Genomic DNA, 20,608 nt, shown 5'->3' on the forward strand with positions numbered 1-20,608 from the left:
AAACGCTCGACTGGGACACCCCAGCCGAGCGTTTGCGTGATCTACTCACCACCTAGAACCCAAGGCGGTGTTGCGACGACCCCTTGAAACCGCCTTCTCCCGGGGCCTTTTTCGTTGGTCAGACGTCGGTGCGGTGGAAGTTCTTGAAGGAACGCGACGGCGTCGGGCCGCGCTGGCCCTGGTAGCGGGAGCCGTACTTGTCCGAGCCGTACGGGTGCTCGGCCGGCGAGGAGAGCCGGAAGAAGCAGAGCTGGCCGATCTTCATCCCCGGCCAGAGCTTGATCGGCAGCGTCGCGACGTTCGACAGCTCGAGCGTGACGTGCCCCGAGAAGCCGGGGTCGATGAAGCCCGCGGTGGAGTGCGTCAGCAGCCCCAGCCGGCCCAGCGACGACTTGCCCTCGAGCCGCGCCGCGACGTCGTCAGGCAGCGTGACCTGCTCGTACGTCGATCCCAGGACGAACTCACCGGGATGCAGGATGAACGGCTCGTCACCCTCCGGCTCCACCTGCCGGGTCAGGTCCGGCTGTTCCTCGGCCGGGTCGATGTGCGGGTACTTGTGGTTCTCGAAAACCCGGAAGAACCGGTCCAGCCGTACGTCGACACTCGACGGCTGCACCATCGCAGCATCGAACGGATCCAGCTGGACCCGTTTCGCGTCGATCTCGGCCAGGATGTCGCGGTCGGAGAGCAGCACGGTCGCACGTTAGCAGCGTGCTGCTCATCCGCACAGTTCACGAGGCGCGCAGGACGTCCTCATGGGCCACAGGTCCGTACCCGGTGACTGGTGGTGAATCGTCCGGAGCCCTCAGCTCTCCGGCGGAGACCGCACCACCAGACCGTGGGCCTGAGGCAACTAACCTCAGTTGGCCAGCTTGTTGAACTTCGACACCTGGGCGGCGAAGGTCTTCACCTGCGTCGGGGACCAGTCCTTGAGCAGGTCCTCGATCACCTTGTGCCGCTTCTTCCGGGCCGCCGTCAGCTTGCGCTTGCCGGCCGCCGTCAGCGTCAGCAGGGTCGCACGCGCGTCCGACTTGTCGGCCGCCCGCTTCAGCAGACCCTCCTCCTCCAGTCGCGCGCAGGCCCGGCTGACCGGACCCTTGTCCACCTCGAGCGCTGCCACCAGGTCGGCCATCCGCACCGGCGCCAGCTCTTCCACGTGGTTCAGCAACGCGTACTGTGCCGGCTCCAGATCCGGATGCGCCTCGTCGGACAGCGTCCGCTGCAGACCACGCAGCCGCCGCGCCAATGTGACGAGCTCCTTCTCCAGGTTGTCCACCGCGTCACTTGTGTCTGTTGCCACCGTTCACCCCTTCATAGTTGCCCCGCAACCATCTTGTCCGGTCCGTTCCAGGACCGCATCCTCACGTTGCGTCCATTGTTGCCCCCGGCAACACGTTCTAATCTGCCAGAAGATGACGAACCTGCCCAGCCCTGAACGCGTCCTTTGTCAGAAACTGCCCAAGAACCCCCCTGGCAAACCGCCCGCAGCGTGCTTTTCGATGCGTTCGGCACCAACTCCAGGGGTATCCCGTTGACGCCGCAGCAAACATCGGCCGGCGAGCGGCGGCGCCGGACCGGTCCGGCGCGCGGACCCGGCGTGGTTGTCCGCCCCCGAATCGGCTATGCTCGTCTCCGCTGCCGGGAGACCGGCACCACGCGGGTGTAGTTCAATGGCAGAACATCAGCTTCCCAAGCTGACAGTGCGGGTTCGATTCCCGTCACCCGCTCCAGATCAAAAACCCCAGGTCAAAGGCAACTTTCTGACCTGGGGTTTCGCCATCTCAGTGACCGGTTGCCCCCGCCGTGCCCGTTACGTGCCCGATGCCACCGGGAGATCGTCGTCCGGGTCGTCCCGCAGACCTTGAGCGACGAGTTCTGACATCGCCTTGGCTACGCCCTTGTGCCGTCCGTCGTTGGTGTGCAGATAGATGAGAGCTGCCCTGCTGCTGGCGTGACCCATGCGCTCCATCAGTTCCCGCAGGGTCGCGCCGGACTCGGCTGCCCAGGTGTTGCCGGTGTGTCGCAGGTCGTGGAAGTGGACCCGTCCGGTTAGACATGCTCCGTTGAGTCCCTTCCTCCAGTTCCGCTGGAACGTTGACCGACGCAACTGTGCACCCTTTCCTCCGATGAAAACGCATGCTTCAGGCGTTCGTTTGACATAGATGTCGAAGTGCACGCGCAGGTCCTGCATGACGATCTCCGGGAGGTACAAAGACGGCGGCCGGCCGCCGTCTTTGGTGGACTGATCTGCAGTTCACCGGTCGGCAGCTCGACGGCGGCCTGGCGAATCCTCAGCACCCCATTGACCAGATCGACATGTCGCCGCTGCAGCGCTGCCAGCTCGCCCCAGCGGAGGCTGCCCAATGCCGCTACCAGAATCAGGGCGCGAAACCTCGGGTGCATCGCGTCCGCCAGCTTGTAGACCTCGGAAGCGGTCAGCACCGGTCGCTCCGGACTGCGCTCCACAGCAGCTCCCTTGATGTAGCACGGGTTGGTTTTGATGAGTCGTCTTCGACTGCGGTCGAAAGAATCGACCGCAGCAGCCGGTACGCCTTGGCGGCTGTAACTGGTCCAAGGCCGCCGTCCAGTGCTGATTGCCGCCAGCCCCGCAGCATTGGCGCGGTGAGCTCACGGAGCGGCTTGGTGCCCAGCGTCGGGGCAATGTGGTTCCGCAGTAGACCGCTGTAAAGAACGAGCGTCTTCGACCGGAGGCCGGGTCGCTCTCGGATCCACTTCTGTGCGTAGTCTCCGAGCGGTCTCTCGCCTGCGGCCGGATCGATCCACTCGTCTTGAGCCAGCTCGGCTTCCCTCAGCGTCAGCCACCGAGCAGCATCCGTCTTGCTCGCGAATGTGTTCGGAGCTGGCCAGTCGATTCCGTCCGGGCCGGGATACCGCGCCTGGAACCGGCCGGACGGCAGCTTGCGGACACGTCCAAATCGCCTCTTGGCCGTCAGGCGGCGTTCCTTTCGAGAGCTACACGGATCGGCTCGACAGTGTTCTGTTCGATCAGCTCGCGGATCGCGGATTCGGGGATTCGCACCATCCGGCCGATGCGCACGAACCGGATGCGGCGCTCGGAGATCAGACGGCGGGGACAGCGGACTCCGCTGGTGTTGAAGGTGCCGAGCATGACCGCTGCCTCCTGTACGTCGAGCAGCCGGTCACTGTCACTCGTTGGGGTGGTCAACGTCGTTCTCCTCGGGGAGGTATTGGAGCTGTCAGTTGGTTGCGTCTGCTCATGCGCAGTCGGCGCGGTCGTTATCCTCGGCAAGATCCGGAACAGTCCTCGGGACCCTAGGCGTACCAGCCGTACCAGCCTCGTTTTGCCTGGTCAGGGTCGAGGAGGCTTGGGCGGTTGGTACGGCTTGAGTCGTACCAGGGGTGGAAGCCTCGTTGGGGCTGATCTGCGATAACGAGGCTGGTACGGCTGGTTCGGCTTCCCCACCGGAGGGTTTTGGCTCGGGGCAGTAGCGGTTCCATGCGTCGGTGAAATCGCTGCGGTGGTAGCCCTTGGCCTGCCCGGTCGGGAACCGGATGGTGTCGCTGCGGATCTCGAACTCGCGCAGCAGGTCGCCCATCCGCATCGCGGTGAGTCGGGCCGCGCCCATCGCTGCCCAGGGCGCTTCGGCGTCGCTGCGGAGCCGGTCGAGCAGGATCTGTGTCGGCAGCGCGTCGGCGTCTTGGAACGCGGTCCGGCAGTCGGCCAGCAGCCGAGTCGGAATCGATCCCTCGTCGCCCGCGTCACGGTCGCTGGTGAGCGCTACGGCGGCCTTCCTGGCGGCGCGGGGCCACTGCCCGCTTGCCAGGTCGGCAACGGCGATCATCGGCTCCCAGGTGTCAGCCGCGCGATCTTCGAGCGGCATGTCCGGGGTCGCGGCGCGCAGCGTCTTGATGTGGCCGGTGAGCCACTGGTTGAGCCGCTGCCGCAGCTCGTCCAGCTCGGGACCGTCGCGGCCGACGCGGTACGGTGCGACCTTCTCGACGGGTGCGCGGCGGCGCATTCGGATCACGGCAGCCCGGTCCTCGATCGTGTCCGGCATCGCCCCGATCCCTGCCAGGGCGGCCATCGCGAACGTGGCGATCTTCTCCACCGACCGGCTGCCAGCGTCGTACCGCAATGCTGGGCGGCCGCGCTGGTGACCGGCGTTGAGCAGGCCGCGCAGGTCTTCGTTCTCCCCGGCCTTGGGGCCAAAGATCGTGTCGGCCTCATCGATCAGCAACGTCGGCGGATCGCTCGGCGCGATACCGATGGATCGGTAGACCGCTGACGGGCTGGCGTTGACGGTCATCAACGGCCGGTGGCTCATCCCTTCCACCATGTCGAGCAGCCGGGACTTTCCGCAGCGTCGTTCGGGTGCCCGGATGACCAGCCGGAGCGCGCAGTTCCAGGCCGGTACGGCGTGCGCGGCGGCGATCCACAGCACGACCGCGATCGCGGCGGACGTGCTCGGCAAGACGACGTAGCGGGCGATGGTGGCGCCGACGTCGGCCAGCAGCTCGGCACCGTCGATCGGCTTGGGCGTGGTGTCGGTCGGGGTGATCATGCGGCGATCCCTTCGTCACGGAAGCCACCAGTGATGGCGGCTCGAATGTCGCGGGCGGTCTGCTCGGCTTGCTGCCCCACATCGGTCAGTGCGGCGATCGCGTCGGCGTGGGTGATCGCACCGGCCGCGACCATCCGGGCAACCCGCGGGGGCTGCGGATCAACGGTGCGGGTCGAAATCACCTTTGGGAGATGATGCCGGCGCGACCGGGCGAGGTGACGCTGGCTGTAGGTGGCCGGGCGGCCACGACCTGAACAGGGGGCACCCATCGTGGCAGATCGCAACTACACGCTGTTCGTCGCCGCGTACGACGACGAAGCCTCCGCACAAGCGGACTTCACGACCATCAAGGAGCTGGACGACACCGTCGTCATGGCCGCGGTGGTCCTCTCACGTGACTCCTCGGGCCAGGTGGAGGTCAAGGAGCACGGCGGCGGCTACGTCGCCGCCGGTACGACCCTGGGCGCGGTCGGAGGGCTCGTGGTCGGATTGTTCGCCCCGCCCCTGTTGCTTGCCGGTGTGGTCGGCGCCGGGATCGGTGCCGGTGCAGGGGCCATCGCCAAGCGTCACGCGGAGAAGTCAATCGGTGTGGACGCGGAGGAGTGGCTGCCTGCCGGTTCCTCGGCGATCGCCGCGGTCGTCGACGACCTCTACCTCGACCGTGTCGACAAGGCCGTCGGCAAGGCGACCAAGAAGGTCAGCAAGGCCATCGACAAGGGCGACTACGACGCCGTCGTCAAGGCCGTCAACGAGGGCGACGAGAAGGTCATCGAGGCCGCGGAGTCCTGATCCGGACCACACCGGCAGGGGGAGCACCCGCAGACGCTGAGGAGACGGTGCCGTGCCAGCTGAACCAGACGCCCCGCGGAGGCCCCGGGTTCTCGACAAGGGCCGGATGGAAGGATTCAGCGACGGCGTCTTCGGTTTCGCCGCCACACTGCTGGTACTGGATCTCGCCGTCCGTCCGCCGGGCACGCCTCTGGAGCAGGTGCTACGCGGCTGGCCCGGCTACCTGGCCTATCTCGTCAGCTTCCTGACCATCGGGGCCGCCTGGCTCCTGCACACCGCCATGACCGACCGGCTCAGCGGGACCGATCAGTTGTTCCTGCGGTTCAACCTGCTCCTCCTGCTCGCGGTGGTCTTCCTGCCGTTCCCGACCGGGCTCATCGCAGACGCGCTGCGGGACGACGACATGAACAGTGAACGCGTGTACGTCACCATGTACGGGCTCACCCTCCTGACCATCAGCCTGCTAGGTTCCGGCCTGGACGCCTACGCCCGGCGCGAGCACCTCTACGCGGTCAAAGCGGGCGAGGAACTGCGCAGCCCACGGCGAAAGTCCCTCCGGGGCGTCATCGCGTACGCGATCGCGATCCTCATCGGCCTCGCCCTGCCGATCCTGGCGGTGGCGATCTACTTCGGTATCGCGGTGTACCTCGTGGTGCCGTTCCGGGAGGCCGCACGAGTGCTGCGCAGACGTCATAGCACTCCCCAATGAGCACCGCTCACCGGACGTGACGAACGATCCGACGCCGACCACCGAACCACGGCGTGAACCACCGGTCAACAGCGGATAATTCGGACCGGGCGAGCCACTCGCCGCCCGTCAGGCTGAGCCGACTACGGCTGACAACTCTGTTCCCAAGCTGACAGTGCGGGTTCGATTCCCGTCACCCGCTCACTGCAGAACCCCGCAGGTCAGGAGCTGGTTTCCGAGCTGCGGGGTTCGTCTCTGTCCGGGCGCGGAAACGGACCGCGTGCCCGTGACCCGCCCAACATGACCTCCAACGCGCTGTCTCGATCGCGGCAAGCCGGATCGCCGCCAACTAAACAAGCGCTCGATAGTGGGCCACGTAACGAATGGAGTCCGCAGGGCGTCGGCTCAGACAGCTCGGAGCGTTTCCTGCAAGCCAGTCACTGCGCCTTCGCCCGGGAATCGCTGCCGCAACTCTTGGTCCAGCTCGCTCGCGATCATCCGCAGATGCACCTTGCTCTGGCGGCCGTCCTTCAGCCCCTCGACGCCAAGGTCAACGGCTTGCTCCAAGTCGCCCTCCCGCCCGGCGACGAACGCCAGTGTCAGCCTGCACTCGGACACCCGCATCGGGCTCAGCTCGGTGCCGTCAGGCGCGATGTTGTCGCGAATGACAGACGTCGCGTACTCACCGGCCTGGACGTTGTCCTCGGCCATGCGGTGAATGTCCATCGAGTAGTAATCCCACTTCGCGGGATCCACCTTGAAATGGTTGTCCGGCCGATCCGGGTAAGGCAGTACCGCGAGCAGATCACGGCCGGACTCCAGCAGCGTCGACAGACCCGACTCACCAAGCCGTGCCCGCGCCTTGGCCTCCTGGGCGAGGAGCTGCACCTGAACACTGGTGCCCTCAGCAACAGCCTGCCCGCGCCTCGAAGCCTCGACTGCATGCCGGAACCGGCCTTGTGTGAGCGCGAACCAGGCGGTCATCTCTTGACCCCATCCAACGATCTCCGGATGTCCGGCCTCCGCACCGAGCTGTGCGGCCGCTACACGCGTGGACTCCGCCGCCGTGCCCATCCCGAGGTCGTACTCAACACACCCCGCGAGCAACGCAAGCCAACCGCCGGCCACCAGGAGATCCGTATGCGCCCTCAGCCCAACGGGATGGCGTAAGAGGCTACCGACGTACTGCAGCCACTCGTGAGCCTCCTGACGCAGTTCCAGTGCATCGCGCCGGTTGTACTGACAGCACAGCTCCTCAACCGTCGAATGAAGCGCCTCGATCGTGTTCGGCGTCGTATCCGAGGACTGCAAGCGTGAGACCAGTTCGGCCGTCTGCCAGGGCGTCTCGTTGAGCTTCGCTGTCGCGTCCTGGCGGGCCGCAGCAATCAGTTCGCCCTTCGCGCGCAGGGCCGAGTCACATGCTCGCGCGACCTCTTCGGTCGCGGGCTTCCGGCCGTTCTCGATGTTCGAGAGGTAGGACCGGCTGACGTGCGTTGCTCGTGCCAGGTCACCAAGCGACCACCCGCGATGGTCGCGGTACTCCTGGAGGCGGCTCCCGAACGACATAAACCCCAGTGTCACCCACGCTCTGTATCCCTGTCTCCCGATGCTGAGGGATACGCGGGAATGATCGATCCGAGGGGCCGCGTCGATGAAGATCTGGACATGACCGAAACAACGCGGGGACCCGAGAGAGACACCGCAGGGTGGCCAATCCTGCGGGCTGCACAGGACATTGACTGCGATGGGAAGAACCCCACGAGCGGCCGGAGCTGCATCCTCGGTCGCCACCATGGTTACCACCGCGATGAGACCGGCGCAGAGTGGTTGGACGACTGATGCGCCGCAACATCCGCCGCCTCCTCAACCGCTACTCGCCCTGGCGACGCGGCTAAGACGAGGGTTTGACGGAGGCATCTGGGCAGCAGCCGAGTAGGTTGACCGGCTCGCGACCGCGCGCTCCGCCGCGATCATCACGCGCATCGACGTATGAAACCTCGCAGCCCAGATTCGCAGGGAGCTGCGCCCGTAGGCTGGTCAGGTCTCAACAGTTCGTCGCGCAGACCCTGGGGAAGGTGCCCCAGGGCCTGCTCCGGGTCGAGCGTCACGCCGACTTCTTGTCCTTCTGGACCGGCATCTCGTACTTGACGAAGTTGCGACCGACAGGAGTTGTCGCGAGCGCCTTCATGCTCGCGGCGTCGATCCAGTGGGTGTGGCGCTGCGCGTGAGCCGTCCGGTGGTGACAATTCTGTTCCCAAGCTGACAGTGCGGGTTCGATTCCCGTCACCCGCTCCATAGCCCTGGCACGCTCTATCGTTTGGCGGCATGAGCTACCCGCAGCAGCCGCCGCCGCCCGAGTTTCAGCCGGCGCAGTTTCAGCCGCAGCAGCAGTTCCAGCCGCCGGGTCCGATGGGGATGCTGCACCTGACCATCCAGGGCAGCGCGATGACGTCCAACATGATTCCGCCGACGGTGCACCTGAACGGCTACCCGGTGCCGGTCAAATACGGGCGGAACGACATTCCGGTACCTGCCGGACCGCTGCACATCGACATCCACTCGCAGTGGATTCGCGTCTACGGCAAGGCAGCGCTCGACTGCACGGTGCAGCCGAACCAGGCGGTACCGGTGTTCTACGCGTCGCCGTTCCACCAGTTCACCTCCGGAAGCATCGGCCACAGCCAGGTGAAGCGGAAGGGGATCGGCGCGCTCTTCGGCATGGTCGGGGCAATCGTCGCCGTGACCTTGCTGATCGCCGTGCTCGCGGCACTCGGATGATCAAACGGTTGACCCAGGCGGCAACTGTTGCCCGGGTCAACCGCTCGCTCGCCACGGAGAGCGTGGGCTTCTAAGGAAGCTCTAAAGCCGGCTGAAACCACACCTGAGGCCGCGTTGTTTGTCTGGTCCCCACAGCGCCGGTATCCGCCCGGCGCACCCAGGGGACGAAAGGACTCACGATGATGAAACGCCTACAGCTGGCCGTGGCCTCGGTATCGCTCGCGGCACTGGTCGCGACGGGTACGGCGTCGGCGGCGACGACCGGCTCCGATCCGAAGACCGGCGGCGCGAAAGCCGCTGCCGCCGCCAAGGCGGAGGGAAAGCCGAAGCCGGGCCGGAAGGCCGAATTCGCCGCGATGGCGGCGAAGCTCGGGGTGTCGGCAAGCCGGCTCGAAGCAGCATTCGTCGCGGCCAAGAGGTCGCTGGAGGGCTCGGCCAACGTCACGCCACAGGCATTCGCCGCGGCGGTCGCGGCCAACCTGGGGCTGCCTGTCTCGAAGGTCAGGTCCGTCGTCGAACCGGTGTTACTCGAGCCCGGGCGCACTCGCGGCGGCAAGGACCACAAGGCCGGACCGGACGGCAAGCGCGGCCACAAGGACAAGGGGGCGGACGCGCCGTTCGCGACCAACGCCGCGGCGGCCCACCTGGCCACGACGCTCGGCGTCTCTCGAGCCAAGGCCATGGCCGCCGTGCCGGACCGGCGCCCTGCTACGCCTGAAACTCCCGGTCTGCGCCGAGTACGCCGAGTTCTGAGCGGTCAGCTTCCGTAGACCTCGAGTTCGACGATGCGGGAGTAGGTGTGGTCGTTGCCATCGAGGCAGAGGACCCGTACGGCGTCGGCTTTCACGGGGGCGAACGTCGACGTGACGTGCCCCACGGTGTTGCCGCGGACCTGCGCGACGGTCTGCCAACTGCCGCCGACCCGGACCTGGATGTCCCAGTCCTTCAGCCCGTTGACCCGAGCCGGGTACTTCGCGGAGTCCAGCGTGTAGAGCTCCACCCGGTTCAGCGTGGCGGGCGCGGAGAGTGCGACGTCGTACGTGTCGGGGAAGGCGGCCCGGGTGCCGTCGTTCCAGCCGGTCAGGGTGTCCCAGTGCTCGGGGTCCTTGTCGCCGTCGACGGCGCCGCAGAGGGCGAAGTTGCCGTGCGTCGAGGATGCCGTCGCCTGTTCACCGAGGGCGAGGTCGTCACCGGCACCCTTCGCCGGCAGTGGGGTGACGGTGACCGGCACGTTCACGCGGGTCCGGTCGACCTCGACGCCGATCCGGTACGTACCGGGCTTGGCGTCCCGCGGGACCCGGACCTCGACCGGGGCGGTCACCGGCTGGTCCGGGGCGACCGCGGGCAGCCAGGACGAGAACAGAGTGCGGGACAGTTGCAGCGGACCGCTCGGGTCGAGCGTCAGGTCGGCGTACCGGTCCTGGCTGCCGGTGTTGGTCATGGTCAGGTTCAAGGTGCCGGGGAAGCACGGGAGCCCGACCACGCTCAGTTGCTCCGGGGTGACGCCGACCGTCACGTCGGAGGTTGCCTTTGGCATCGAACTGGAGCCGAGCAGGGCGGCCGCCAGGAGCGTGCCGGCGGCGACGACGGTCTGCCGGGGGATCCTCATCGCTGTACCTCCGAGATGCCGGGGCGGCCGTCCTCGACGAGGAGTTTGGCGCGGGTGCTGACGGTGCCGCCTTGGACGGACACCTTGTCGACGACGCGGTAGTCGGAGGTCCAGCGCTGCGGCGTGATGCTGCAGCTGACGTAGCCGCGCTGGAAGTTGCCGAACTTCATGTGCGGGTTCTCGCGCAGCAGTGTCGCGCCGCCGGCGTCCAGGTCCTCGCCGTCGATCCCGGACGTGATCGACGTACCGACGAACTCGGCGCCGACGGTTTCCGACGCCGGGTCGGTGAAGTCGAGTTTGAGGTCCGAGGCCACGCTGCGGTGCAGATCGCCGGCGATCGACACCAGGTTGCGAACCTTCCGTTGCGCGGCGCCACCGAGAATCCGGTTCCGGGACGCCTCGTACCCGTCCCAGGTGTCCATCGGGACCAGCACCTCCGGGCCGTCCTTGGTGTCCAGCCGGGCGATCGCGGTCTGGTGCGCCAGCACGTTCCACCGGGTCTGCGAGGCGGACCAGCCATCGAGCAGCCACTTCTCCTGGGCGTCGCCGGTGATCGTCCGCGCCGGGTCGGCGGTCTCCGGACCCGGCGCCTTCGTGCCGTCGCCGTACGCCTGGTCCGACCGGTACTGACGCGTGTCGAGCACGCTGAACTCGGCCAGCCGCCCGTACCTGATCCGCCGGTAGAGCTGCATGTCCGGCCCCTTCGGCAGTTGCGCGAGCCGCAGTGGCATGTGTTCCCAGTACGCGCGGAACGCGTTGGCCCGGCGTACCAGGAACTGGGCCGGTGGCGCGCTCGGGTGGGCCTCGTCGGCCCAGTTGTCGACCACCTCGTGATCGTCGAGCGTGACGACCCACGGCGCCCGAGCGTGGGCGTTCTGGAGATCCGGGTCCAGCTTGTACGCCGCGTAGCGCTGCCGGTACTCGTCCAGCGTCACGGTCTGCTGGGTGATGTACGGCTCGTTCGAGTGCGGCCGGATGCCGCGGTCGATCCCGAACTCGTAGATGTAGTCGCCGAGGAAGAACACCACGTCGTGCTCGCGCGCGGCCATGTCGGCGTACGCCGTGTACCAGCCCTCCCACCACGCCTGGCAGGAAGCGAAGGCCAGCGACAGTTCGGGCACCACCGCGTCGGCCGCCGGTGCGGTCTTGGTGCGACCGACCGGGCTGAGCTGCCCGTCGACGCGGAAGCGGTACCAGTAGTGCCGCCACGGCTGTAGTCCGCGGACGTCGACGTGGACCGAGTGACTCGCCTCGGGTCCGGTCCGCGCGGTCCCGTGGCGCACCACCCGGCGGAACTGCTCGTCCTCGGCGACCTGCCACTGCACCTCGACCGGTCGCCGATCCATCCCACCGAACGGCGCGAGTGGGTCAGGGGCCAGCCGTGTCCAGATCACCACCGCGTCCGGCAACGGATCGCCGGACGCGACGCCGAGGGTGAACGGGTCCCGCCGGTCGGGCCGGCCCGTCCATCCCGCGGCCGCGGATCTGATCTCCGGAAGACCTCCGGTCAACGCGAGCGCCGCCGCTGCTCCGCTGACGGTGAGGAAGTTGCGTCGTGTACTCCGCATCGGCATCCACCCACCCGATCATCCCGAGGTGATCACATCTGTAACGGGAGATTACGAGAAGTTCACACGAGGTGGTGGGAAAATGACCGATATCGGTCTACTTGGCGATCTTGCTCGCCGGCGGCGCGGTGATGCGCACCGGCTTGTTGTAGTCGGTCATCGACAGCTTCATCGAGATCCCCAGGTCCTCGAACCGCACCTGGCGGACCAGGTGCTGGGCGTCCAGTAGGAGCTCGTAGGACACCGTCTCCGGTGCGCCCGCGGGGACCGCCGTACCGGCTGTCTTCAGGGCCTTGGCGGTGTTGACGGTGACGACGTACCGCTCGAGCTTCTTGCCGGCGATCGTCTGCGTGCCGGTGTATCTCACGCCGACCAGCGCGGAGCTGAACGAGGAGAAGAGCTTCGTCGGGTCGCCGCTGTCGACCAGCGACCGGATCTGCATCGCGTCCGCGCCGCCGACCTTCTTGTACTTGCCGGTCGGTGAGAACCCGGGCGCCGACACGTAGAGCGTCTTGCCGACGAGCAGGATGTGCGCCTGCTGCCCACCGAGCGCCGCGCCGGTGGCGCGCACCGACATCGCGAGCGGCTTCGCGGTCTGTACGCCGTCCATCGTCATCACGGTGCTGCCGTTGGCCGACATCGTGCCGGTGATCCGCCAGGACTTCTGCTTGGTGAGGGCGGTGTTCATCGCCGGGACGAACGAGATCCGGTTCAGGTGCGCGGCCGGAGCCTGCTTGAGCGGCGCGGCCGTGGTGGGCTTCGAGTCAGTGACCTCAGCTGGTGCCGACGGGCGGTAGCCGGTGGGCTTTGCCTCGTGGTTGCAGGCGGCCAGCCCGAGAGCGAGTGGTACGGCGGCGACAGTGGCGATCGCGGCGCGGAGCTTCATGCTGTTGTTCCTCCCCAGGTGATGCAGCCGGAGGATCTTATGGTCTGGACCGCCTGGGGAGGAAGAGTTTTGCACCTAGTTGCAGGTCAGCTTTCCGCGCGCTTTACAGAGGCGAGGAGCAGTTGGGAGATGTCCTGGACCTCGACCTCTTCGCGGGCCGAGCCGTCGGCCTGCTTCGCGGTCAGCCCGTCGGACAGCATCACCCGGCAGAACGGGCAGCCGGTGGCGATCTTGTCGGCGCCGGTCTCGACCGCCTCGGTGGTCCGGTTCAGGTTGATCCGGGTGCCGACCTTCTCCTCCATCCACATCCGCGCGCCACCCGCGCCGCAGCAGAACGACTTGGTCTGGTTCCGCGGCATCTCGGCGTACTCCGCGCCCGGGATGATGTCGAGCAGTTCGCGCGGGGCGTCGTACACCTGGTTGTGGCGGCCGAGGTAGCACGGGTCGTGGTACGTGATCTTCTGGCCGTTGAGCGAGCTGTCGGCCGGGGCGACCGGGGTCAGCTTGCCGTCGCGGACCAGGCGGTTCAGCAACTGGGTGTGGTGGATGACGTCGAGCTCGACGCCCAGCTGGGAGTACTCGTTCTTCAGCGTGTTGAAGCAGTGCGCGCAAGTGGAGACGACCTTGCGGACCTTGGTCTCCTTGAAGACCTCGGCGTTCTGCATCGCGAGCTGCTGGAAGACGAACTCGTTGCCGGACCGGCGGGCCGGGTCACCGGTGCAGGTCTCACCGTCACCCAGGACGGCGAACGAGACGCCGGCGATGTTCAGCAGTTCGGCGACCGCCTGCGTGGTCTTCTTCGCGCGGTCCTCGAACGCGCCGGCGCAGCCGACCCAGAACAGGTAGTCGACCTCGTCCAGCGACTCGACGTCGGTGCCGACCTGCTTGACCTCGAACGGCAGGTCCTTGGCCCAGTCCATCCGGCCGGACGGGTTCATGTTCCACGGGTTGCCCTTGTTCTCCAGGCCCTTGAACAGCCCGTTGAGCTCGGACGGGAACGACGACTCGATCAGCACCTGGTACCGGCGCATGTCCATGATCGCGTCGACGTGCTCGATGTCGACCGGGCACTGCTGTACGCACGCGCCACACGACGTACACGCCCACAGTGCCTCTTCGTCGATCACCGCGACATCCGCGGGGCCGACCAACGGTTTGTCCTGCTCGGCGAGGACCAGCTCGGGCAGCGACTTGCGCGCGTCGTCGTCAGCGGCCAGCAGGTACGGCGCCTTCGCGTAGGCGTGCTCGCGCAGGCCCATCATGATCAGCTTCGGCGACAACGGCTTGTCGGTGTTCCACGCCGGGCACTGCGACTGGCACCGCCCGCACTCGGTGCAGGTGGTGAAGTCGAGCAGGCCCTTCCAGGTGAAGTCCTCGACCTTGCCGACGCCCAGCGCGGCGTCCTCGTCGAGCTCCTCGATGTTCTCGAAGTCGATCGGGGCGCCGTTGACCATGATCGGCTGCAGCGCGCCCAGCGCGGTACCGCCGTCGGCCTCGCGCTTGAACCAGATGTTCGGCCAGGCGGTGAACCGATGCCAGGCGACGCCCATCGTGGCGTTCAGCGAGATCGTGATCATCCACGCGAACGAGATCAGGATCTTGATCATCGCGACCAGGTAGACCGCGTTCTCCAGGCCCTGCTCGCTCAGTCCGCCGAACAGGCCGGTGCCGATGAAGAACGTCGTCGGGAAGTGGAACTTCGACGCGCCACTGAGCTCGTACTCGAGCCCGCGCAGCAACAGGATGCAGATCAGTACGCCGAGGATCGTGTACTCGACGTAGTACGCCTGCCAGGACGTCGAGCCGTAGAACCGCGACGAACGCGGGTGGTCGCCCTTCGGCAGGTGCATCAGCCGGTAGATCATCAGGCCGACGATCGAGATCAGGCCGGTCCAGGTGAGTGCCTCGCTGACCCACTCGAACACGAACCAGTGGCCGATCACCGGCAGCGCCCAATGCGGGTCGAACAGCTGCCCGAACGCGGTCACCAGGGTGAGGAACAGCCCGATGAACCCGAACGCCACGAACCAGTGCATCACCCCGATGTGGCTCCACTGCAGCATCCGGGTGTGGCCGAGACTCTCCTTGACCAGCGTGACGGTCCGGCTGCCCGGTTTGTCCGTTCGGCCGGCCGGCTGCCCGAGCTTGATCACAGACACGATGTACCCGATCGTCCTGCCGAACAGTGCGACAGCGACGAGCGTCACCGCGAGCGAGACGACGATGGCGAGGATCTGCATACCAGCGATGTTATTGGTTGGTTACTCGCGAGTCATGTCCATGCGGCGATCGTCACCCGCGTGTTCCACATCACCCGGTCAGCGACCGTGGCCGCCACGATCGCGCGGCGCCTTGTAGACACCCGCTTTTGCTGCGGCCTCTGGAGCGGTGACCGCTCCGGCCGCTCCGGCCGCGAGCGACGACGCCGGCCCAGCCGCCGCCGCAGCCGCCGCGCCAGCCGCAGCCCCGCCAGCCGCAGCCCCGCCGCCAGCCGCCCCAGCGCCGCCTGCGGCAGACCCGCCAGCCGCCGCCTCAGCGCCGCCTGCCGCAGCACCCGCTGCGGCACCGGCACCAGCCGCAGCGCCCGCACCCGCCGCGGTGCCGGCTGCAGCGCCGACACCCGCGGCGGGACCGCTCGTACCCGCTGCAGCGGCTGCTCCGGCCGCAGCTGCGGCGCGGTCGCTCGTCTGGGCGGGGCCTTCGTTGGCGTTCCGGAGCCGTTCCGCGAATTCCTCGGACATCTGGGGCTTGATCACGCCGCGGAGGTCGCTGATCCGGACCTGAACGTCAACCGGCGCGGGGTTCTCGATCGAGACGTTCGCCAGGCCGGTGCCAGAGTTGAACTGGTGCCTCTCCCCACCCGTGACCCAGGCCGTGATGGTCCCGCTGTCGGTGCGCACCTGACTGGTGTCCGCCGAGAGGTTCTCGATGTCGATGTGGCCTTCGCCGGTCTTGACCACCAGGTTGCGGGTGGCATCGCCGATCCGGACGCGGCTGCCCGTCGCCTCCACCTCGATGTCGGCGGCCCGGCCGATGACGACGTGGTCGTTGCCGTCGAACGGGGTCTGGTTCCGGACGACAACCTTGTCCGCGTAGCTGACCCGCACCGATCCGCCGACGGTCTCGGCCTGCACGTTGGTGGCCTCGTCGATGGTGATCGAACCGTACGTCGTCTTGACCGTCGCGGCAGCGAGCCCGCGCGGCCCGGTCGCCACGACGTTCGCGCCGTGCGTGGCGATGTCCAGCGTGCTGCCCGGCCGCACCACTGCCTCGACATCGACCGCCGACCCCGAGCGCGGATCGACGCCCGGCGTCTCGAGGTCCACCGTCAACTGCCGGTCGTCCTCGTCCCAATGCAGCTTCGCCTCGGCGATCGCGTCGGCCGACACACCGGTCGCATCGGCGGTGAGGATCCGGACCGACGGGTGCGTGCAGGTCGGGTCGACCCTGACCTGGACGGTTCCGTTCCGGTCGCGCAGCCCGACCTTCAGCGTGACCGGGCCTTCGGTGTCGGCGGTGCGTTCTCTTTCGGCCATTCGCCGAGGGTAGGGGGACGGGAGGTCACGATGAGTGAGATCTCGTCGTGAAGGAATCGACACAGAGCGTTACGGACAACTCGTTGCGGCCGTACTAGACCAATCCGTAAGTTTCCAACCACTGCAAACGCAGTACCTGTCAATCGGTTTCAGTGGGAGAGAGTCATGCGTGTTCGTCGAGGAATCGCTGCCGGCCTGCTGCTCACGACCGGTCTGGTCGTCCCGGCTGTCGCGACTGCGGCGCCGGCCGCGGCCAAGAAATGCGACACCAACGAGGTGAACTGGTACGCCAAGGGCGGCCACGAGGTGTACGTCGGGACCAACCTCTACAGCGACTGGATGGAGGGGCCCGGGCGGATCACGTACCAGAAGACGGCGACGTCGGAGTCGAACTCGTCCTGGACCGGTGATCTCGGGGTGAGCATCCCGTTGGTGATCGCGGAGATCCAGAACAAGTACGCGAAGACCGTGGGCAAGTCCCACTCTGTCACCGACAGCTGGTCGTACACGGCCGAGGTCCCGGCCAACAAGGTCCGGCGGCTGCATCAGCTCAAGCAGTCGTGGCGCGTTCAGGTGGTGCGCTGGAAGTACACGAAGTCGGACTGCAGCGCGACCAAGGAACTCAGCAACAAGACCGCCACCTTCCCCACCAAGAACAACGACTACATGTGGATCCTGGTGGGGCGGGAGTAAGGAACAAAGGCGGAGGGTGGGTGGTCGTGGATCCTGGTCGGGCGCGAGTGAGGGGTTAGTCGACGAGGCGGTTCAGTCGGGCGGCGACCGCGGCGTGCCGCGGGTCGTCGGCCGGCAAGAAGGCCTCGAGCGACTCGAAGATCTCCAGGTCCTCGGCGCCGGTCGACGTCTGCGCGAACGTCCACAGCGCGTCGGCGCTGCGGGCATCGAGGGCCGCGCGGCGCAACGTCGCGTCCAGTTCGTCGCGTTCGGCCCGGAGCGCGGGTGCGTCCGAGCGCGCGAGCAGCGGACCCCCGTACGCCGTCAGAGACTTCTGCAGGTCGCCGTCGCGGAGCGCAGTCTGTACGTCGGTCACGTCGCTGGTCACGTCCGCGATGATCCGGTACGGCTTGGTGTCGAGGACGCCGCCACCGAGCAGGTTCCGCAGCCGGTGCATCTCCGCGCGGACCGTGGTCGGGTTGCCCTCGTCGCCGTACAGCTGAAGCATCAGCTGCTCGGCGGTCAGCCCCGACGGATGCAGTAACAACAGCGCGAGTACTTCGGCCCGCCGCAGCGTCAGCGCGATCTCGCGGCCGCCGACGACCGCGATCGGCTGACCGGAGCCGAGGAGCTTCAGGCGCAACGACGGTCGCGAACGGCGGACCGGCGTACCGGGCATGCGGAGCAGGTAGCCCTCGTCGAGTCGCTCGACCAATCCTTCGCGGCCGTCGCCGAGATCGATGCGGTCGGCACCCTCTGGTACGACGAGGCGGTCGGGCAACCATTCGAGGGGCTGGACCGCGAGCACCCGGCCGGTCGGGGTGAGCAGTGCGCCGGGCGCGTCGCCGAGCGCCATCAGGTGCCGCATGTTGCGGGCGCGCAGCATCTCGTCGGCCGCGGCCATCCGGACCTTCAGCTGTCCCTCGGCGAGCTGCGCCGCCGCGGTCACCAGCGCGACCATCGCGGGATGGACGGTCCGCAACGGTCCGGAGACGTCGACCGCACCGAGCAGCTTGCCGGTGTCGGGATCGTGCACCGGCGCGGCGGCACAGGTCCATTCGTGGATCCGGCGGACCAGGTGTTCGGCGGAATAGATCTGCACAGGTTCACCGACCGCGAGCGCCGTACCCATCCCGTTGGTGCCGATCTGGTCCTCGGACCACACCGCGCCCTCCGACAACGCGATCCGGTCCGCCTGGCGTTTCACGTCCGACGCGCCCTCGCGCCACAGGATCGTTCCGCGCGCGTCGGTGATGATCATGATGTGCGACGCCTCGTCGGCGATCGTGGTCAGCGTCTGCCGGAGCACCGGAAGGACCGCCTGCAACGGATGGTTGTCGCGCAGCGCCGCGAGGATCTCGTCGTCGACCACGACCGGCGGCTGGTCGAGTTCGGGATCGACCGCGGCGGCGAGTGAGCGCTCCCAGGACGCGGCGACGAGCGGACGTGGCGCGCCCGGCACGCGGCCGCCGCCGAGCACCTCGTCGTACAACTCGCTCAGTCGGCGAGCCCGCTCCGGTTGGTCCATGACGCCTCACTTCGAGCCGCATCTGCAGTGTGCAACGTTCGTGCAACGTCCGGCTTACTAGCTTCGGGTCCAACGTCGCGGTGTCAAGGAGGACCTATGACGATCTTCGCAGCTCCCGGGCAGGATGGCAGCCCGGTCGCGTTCAAATCGCGCTACGAGCACTACATCGGTGGTGAATGGGTGCCGCCGGTCAAGGGCGGATACTTCGAGAACCCGACCCCGGTCACGGGCGAGAACTTCACCGAGATCGCCCGCGGGACGTCGGAGGACGTCGAGGCCGCGCTGGACGCCGCGCACGGTGCGGCGCCGGGCTGGGGGCGGACGTCACCGGCCGAGCGGGCCAACATCCTGAACAAGATCGCGGACCGGATCGAGGCCAACCTCGAACTGCTCGCGGTCGCCGAGAGCTGGGACAACGGCAAGGCGGTCCGCGAGACGCTGGTCGCCGACATGCCGCTCGCGATCGACCACTTCCGGTACTTCGCCGGTGCGCTGCGGGCCCAGGAGGGCTCGGTATCGGTGATCGACGACGACACGATCGCCTACCACTTCCACGAGCCGCTCGGCGTGGTCGGGCAGATCATCCCGTGGAACTTCCCGATCCTGATGGCGGTCTGGAAGCTGGCGCCTGCGCTCGCGGCCGGCAACGCCGTCGTACTGAAGCCGGCCGAGCAGACCCCGGCCTCCATCCACGTGCTGATGGAACTCATTCAGGACCTGCTCCCGCCGGGCGTGGTGAACATCGTCAACGGGTTCGGCGTCGAGGCCGGCAAACCGCTTGCCTCCAGCAACAGAGTGGCCAAGGTCGCGTTCACTGGTGAGACCACGACCGGCCGGCTGATCATGCAGTACGCGTCGGAGAACATCATCCCGGTCACCCTGGAGCTCGGCGGCAAGAGCCCGAACGTGTTCTTCGCCGACGTCGCCTCGTCGAAGGACGACTTCTACGACAAGGCGCTCGAGGGCTTCACGATGTTCGCGCTGAACCAGGGCGAGGTCTGCACCTGCCCGTCCCGCGCGCTGATCCAGTCGTCGATCTACGACGGGTTCCTCGCCGACGCGACCGCGCGCACCCAGGCCGTCAAGCTCGGCAACCCGCTGGACACCGACACGATGATGGGCGCGCAGGCCAGCAACGACCAGTACGAGAAGATCCTCGCCTACATCGGGATCGGCAAGGAAGAGGGCGCCCGGGTGGTCACCGGCGGCGGCAAGGCCGAGCTCGGCGGCGACCTGGCCGGTGGGTACTACATCCAGCCGACCATCTTCGAGGGCGACAACAAGATGCGGATCTTCCAGGAGGAGATCTTCGGTCCGGTCGTCGCGGTGACGAAGTTCGACGACTACGCCGACGCGATGAAGATCGCCAACGACACGCTCTACGGTCTGGGCGCGGGCGTCTGGTCGCGCGACATCAATACGGCGTACCGAGCCGGGCGGGAGATCCAGGCCGGCCGGGTCTGGACGAACAACTACCACGCGTACCCCGCGCACGCGGCGTTCGGCGGCTACAAGAACTCGGGCATCGGCCGGGAGAACCACAAGATGATGCTCGACCACTACCAGCAGACCAAGAACCTGCTGGTCAGCTACAGCCCTTCGAAGCTCGGGTTCTTCTGATCCGATGGTCGAGAAGGTGCTGCTCACCGACGAGGCGGCGGATCTGCTGCGTCGCCTCACCGACATGCACGGTCCGCTGATGTTCCACCAGTCCGGTGGCTGCTGTGACGGCAGTTCGCCGATGTGTTTCCCGGACGGTGAGTTCAAAACGGGGTCAGCGGACGTGCATCTCGGTGATCTGTCCGTCGACGGTCTGGACAAGCCGATCGGCTTCTGGATGTCAGCGAACCAGTACGAGTACTGGAAGCACACCCAGCTCACCGTCGACGTGGTGAAGGGCCGCGGCAGCGGATTCTCCGTGGAAGCCCCCGAGGGCGTCCGCTTCCTGATCCGCTCCCGTCTCTTCACCGACACCGAGTCCGCGGAACTGGGACTCCTCTGATCGAGTGC

The 20,608-nt window shown here is 67.2% G+C and carries 22 protein-coding genes and 1 tRNA gene; 9 read left to right on the forward strand and 14 right to left on the reverse strand.

Annotated elements, in window-relative coordinates:
• Nucleotides 1-118: 118 nt before the first annotated feature.
• Complete coding sequence (gene dcd / locus ACWGID_RS38295; RefSeq protein ID WP_452204271.1) at nt 119-694, reverse strand: dCTP deaminase; 576 nt, start codon at nt 692-694, stop codon at nt 119-121.
• Between the two features lie 165 nt (nt 695-859).
• On the reverse strand, nt 860-1,300 hold the full coding sequence (locus ACWGID_RS38300; protein WP_387769313.1) for a MarR family winged helix-turn-helix transcriptional regulator: 441 nt from the start codon (nt 1,298-1,300) through the stop codon (nt 860-862).
• Nucleotides 1,301-1,656: 356 nt separating this feature from the next.
• On the opposite strand from ACWGID_RS38300, the gene ACWGID_RS38305 reads away from it, so the two are divergent.
• Nucleotides 1,657-1,730, forward strand: a tRNA-Gly gene (locus ACWGID_RS38305).
• 80 nt (nt 1,731-1,810) lie between these two features.
• Here the strand turns inward: ACWGID_RS38305 and ACWGID_RS38310 are convergent.
• The 5 genes from ACWGID_RS38310 to ACWGID_RS38330 all read right to left on the reverse strand — a co-directional run bounded on the left by ACWGID_RS38310 (nt 1,811) and on the right by ACWGID_RS38330 (nt 4,726).
• A complete protein-coding gene (locus tag ACWGID_RS38310; protein ID WP_452204272.1) occupies nt 1,811-2,191 on the reverse strand; it encodes a tyrosine-type recombinase/integrase in 381 nt (126 codons plus the stop codon).
• 244 nt (nt 2,192-2,435) lie between these two features.
• A complete protein-coding gene (locus tag ACWGID_RS38315; RefSeq protein WP_452204316.1) occupies nt 2,436-3,026 on the reverse strand; it encodes a tyrosine-type recombinase/integrase in 591 nt (196 codons plus the stop codon).
• A complete protein-coding gene (locus ACWGID_RS38320; RefSeq protein WP_452204273.1) occupies nt 2,951-3,187 on the reverse strand; it encodes a helix-turn-helix domain-containing protein in 237 nt (78 codons plus the stop codon). Before ACWGID_RS38320 ends, ACWGID_RS38315 begins: the two co-directional genes overlap by 76 nt.
• Before the next feature lie 49 nt (nt 3,188-3,236).
• A complete protein-coding gene (locus ACWGID_RS38325; protein WP_452204274.1) occupies nt 3,237-4,544 on the reverse strand; it encodes a DUF3631 domain-containing protein in 1,308 nt (435 codons plus the stop codon).
• Nucleotides 4,541-4,726, reverse strand: a complete 186-nt coding sequence (locus ACWGID_RS38330; protein ID WP_452204275.1) for a hypothetical protein — start codon at nt 4,724-4,726, stop codon at nt 4,541-4,543. Before ACWGID_RS38330 ends, ACWGID_RS38325 begins: the two co-directional genes overlap by 4 nt.
• 88 nt (nt 4,727-4,814) lie before the next feature.
• On the opposite strand from ACWGID_RS38330, the gene ACWGID_RS38335 reads away from it, so the two are divergent.
• Nucleotides 4,815-5,333, forward strand: coding sequence for a DUF1269 domain-containing protein (locus ACWGID_RS38335; RefSeq protein WP_405068941.1), 519 nt, complete (start codon nt 4,815-4,817; stop codon nt 5,331-5,333).
• 52 nt (nt 5,334-5,385) lie between these two features.
• Nucleotides 5,386-6,042 (forward strand): TMEM175 family protein, encoded by a 657-nt coding sequence (locus ACWGID_RS38340; protein WP_452204276.1) that lies wholly within the window; start codon nt 5,386-5,388, stop codon nt 6,040-6,042.
• Nucleotides 6,043-6,426: 384 nt separating this feature from the next.
• Here ACWGID_RS38340 and ACWGID_RS38345 read toward each other — a convergent pair whose 3' ends face one another.
• A complete protein-coding gene (locus ACWGID_RS38345) occupies nt 6,427-7,815 on the reverse strand; it encodes a helix-turn-helix domain-containing protein (RefSeq protein WP_452204277.1) in 1,389 nt (462 codons plus the stop codon).
• 281 nt (nt 7,816-8,096) lie between these two features.
• On the opposite strand from ACWGID_RS38345, the gene ACWGID_RS38350 reads away from it, so the two are divergent.
• The 3 genes from ACWGID_RS38350 (at nt 8,097) to ACWGID_RS38360 (ending at nt 9,569) form a co-directional block, all read left to right on the forward strand.
• Nucleotides 8,097-8,249, forward strand: coding sequence for a hypothetical protein (locus ACWGID_RS38350; RefSeq protein WP_452204278.1), 153 nt, complete (start codon nt 8,097-8,099; stop codon nt 8,247-8,249).
• 97 nt (nt 8,250-8,346) lie between these two features.
• Nucleotides 8,347-8,799 (forward strand): hypothetical protein, encoded by a 453-nt coding sequence (locus tag ACWGID_RS38355; RefSeq protein WP_452204279.1) that lies wholly within the window; start codon nt 8,347-8,349, stop codon nt 8,797-8,799.
• 179 nt (nt 8,800-8,978) lie between these two features.
• The gene (locus ACWGID_RS38360; protein ID WP_452204280.1) at nt 8,979-9,569 is read left to right on the forward strand and encodes a hypothetical protein; all 591 of its coding nucleotides are present in this window, start codon (nt 8,979-8,981) and stop codon (nt 9,567-9,569) included.
• Here the strand turns inward: ACWGID_RS38360 and ACWGID_RS38365 are convergent.
• The 5 genes from ACWGID_RS38365 to ACWGID_RS38385 form a co-directional block, all read right to left on the reverse strand.
• Nucleotides 9,557-10,408, reverse strand: a complete 852-nt coding sequence (locus ACWGID_RS38365) for a galactose-binding domain-containing protein (protein ID WP_452204281.1) — start codon at nt 10,406-10,408, stop codon at nt 9,557-9,559. The two genes, ACWGID_RS38360 and ACWGID_RS38365, sit on opposite strands and share 13 nt — an antisense overlap.
• The gene (locus tag ACWGID_RS38370) at nt 10,405-11,976 is read right to left on the reverse strand and encodes an alkaline phosphatase D family protein (RefSeq protein ID WP_452204282.1); all 1,572 of its coding nucleotides are present in this window, start codon (nt 11,974-11,976) and stop codon (nt 10,405-10,407) included. Before ACWGID_RS38370 ends, ACWGID_RS38365 begins: the two co-directional genes overlap by 4 nt.
• Nucleotides 11,977-12,073: 97 nt before the next feature.
• Nucleotides 12,074-12,862: a hypothetical protein gene (locus ACWGID_RS38375; protein ID WP_452204283.1), complete on the reverse strand. Its 789-nt coding sequence runs from the start codon at nt 12,860-12,862 to the stop codon at nt 12,074-12,076.
• 86 nt (nt 12,863-12,948) lie between these two features.
• The gene (locus ACWGID_RS38380; protein WP_452204284.1) at nt 12,949-15,102 is read right to left on the reverse strand and encodes a (Fe-S)-binding protein; all 2,154 of its coding nucleotides are present in this window, start codon (nt 15,100-15,102) and stop codon (nt 12,949-12,951) included.
• Between the two features lie 78 nt (nt 15,103-15,180).
• Nucleotides 15,181-16,398 (reverse strand): DUF4097 family beta strand repeat-containing protein, encoded by a 1,218-nt coding sequence (locus ACWGID_RS38385; RefSeq protein WP_452204285.1) that lies wholly within the window; start codon nt 16,396-16,398, stop codon nt 15,181-15,183.
• Nucleotides 16,399-16,563: 165 nt separating this feature from the next.
• Between ACWGID_RS38385 and ACWGID_RS38390 the strand changes: the two genes are divergently transcribed.
• Nucleotides 16,564-17,091 (forward strand): hypothetical protein, encoded by a 528-nt coding sequence (locus tag ACWGID_RS38390; RefSeq protein ID WP_452204286.1) that lies wholly within the window; start codon nt 16,564-16,566, stop codon nt 17,089-17,091.
• A gap of 55 nt (nt 17,092-17,146) precedes the next feature.
• Here the strand turns inward: ACWGID_RS38390 and ACWGID_RS38395 are convergent, their stop codons facing one another.
• Nucleotides 17,147-18,598 carry a GAF domain-containing protein gene (locus tag ACWGID_RS38395; RefSeq protein ID WP_452204287.1) on the reverse strand — a complete coding sequence of 484 codons (1,452 nt, stop codon included), beginning with the start codon at nt 18,596-18,598 and terminating at the stop codon, nt 17,147-17,149.
• 96 nt (nt 18,599-18,694) lie between these two features.
• Here ACWGID_RS38395 and adh point away from each other — a divergent pair, with 96 nt between their 5' ends.
• The gene (gene adh / locus ACWGID_RS38400; RefSeq protein ID WP_452204288.1) at nt 18,695-20,218 is read left to right on the forward strand and encodes an aldehyde dehydrogenase; all 1,524 of its coding nucleotides are present in this window, start codon (nt 18,695-18,697) and stop codon (nt 20,216-20,218) included.
• Between the two features lie 4 nt (nt 20,219-20,222).
• Nucleotides 20,223-20,600: a DUF779 domain-containing protein gene (locus ACWGID_RS38405; RefSeq protein ID WP_452204289.1), complete on the forward strand. Its 378-nt coding sequence runs from the start codon at nt 20,223-20,225 to the stop codon at nt 20,598-20,600.
• Nucleotides 20,601-20,608 lie beyond the last annotated feature (8 nt).

The sequence above is a fragment of the Kribbella sp. NPDC054772 genome (genome assembly GCF_053611945.1).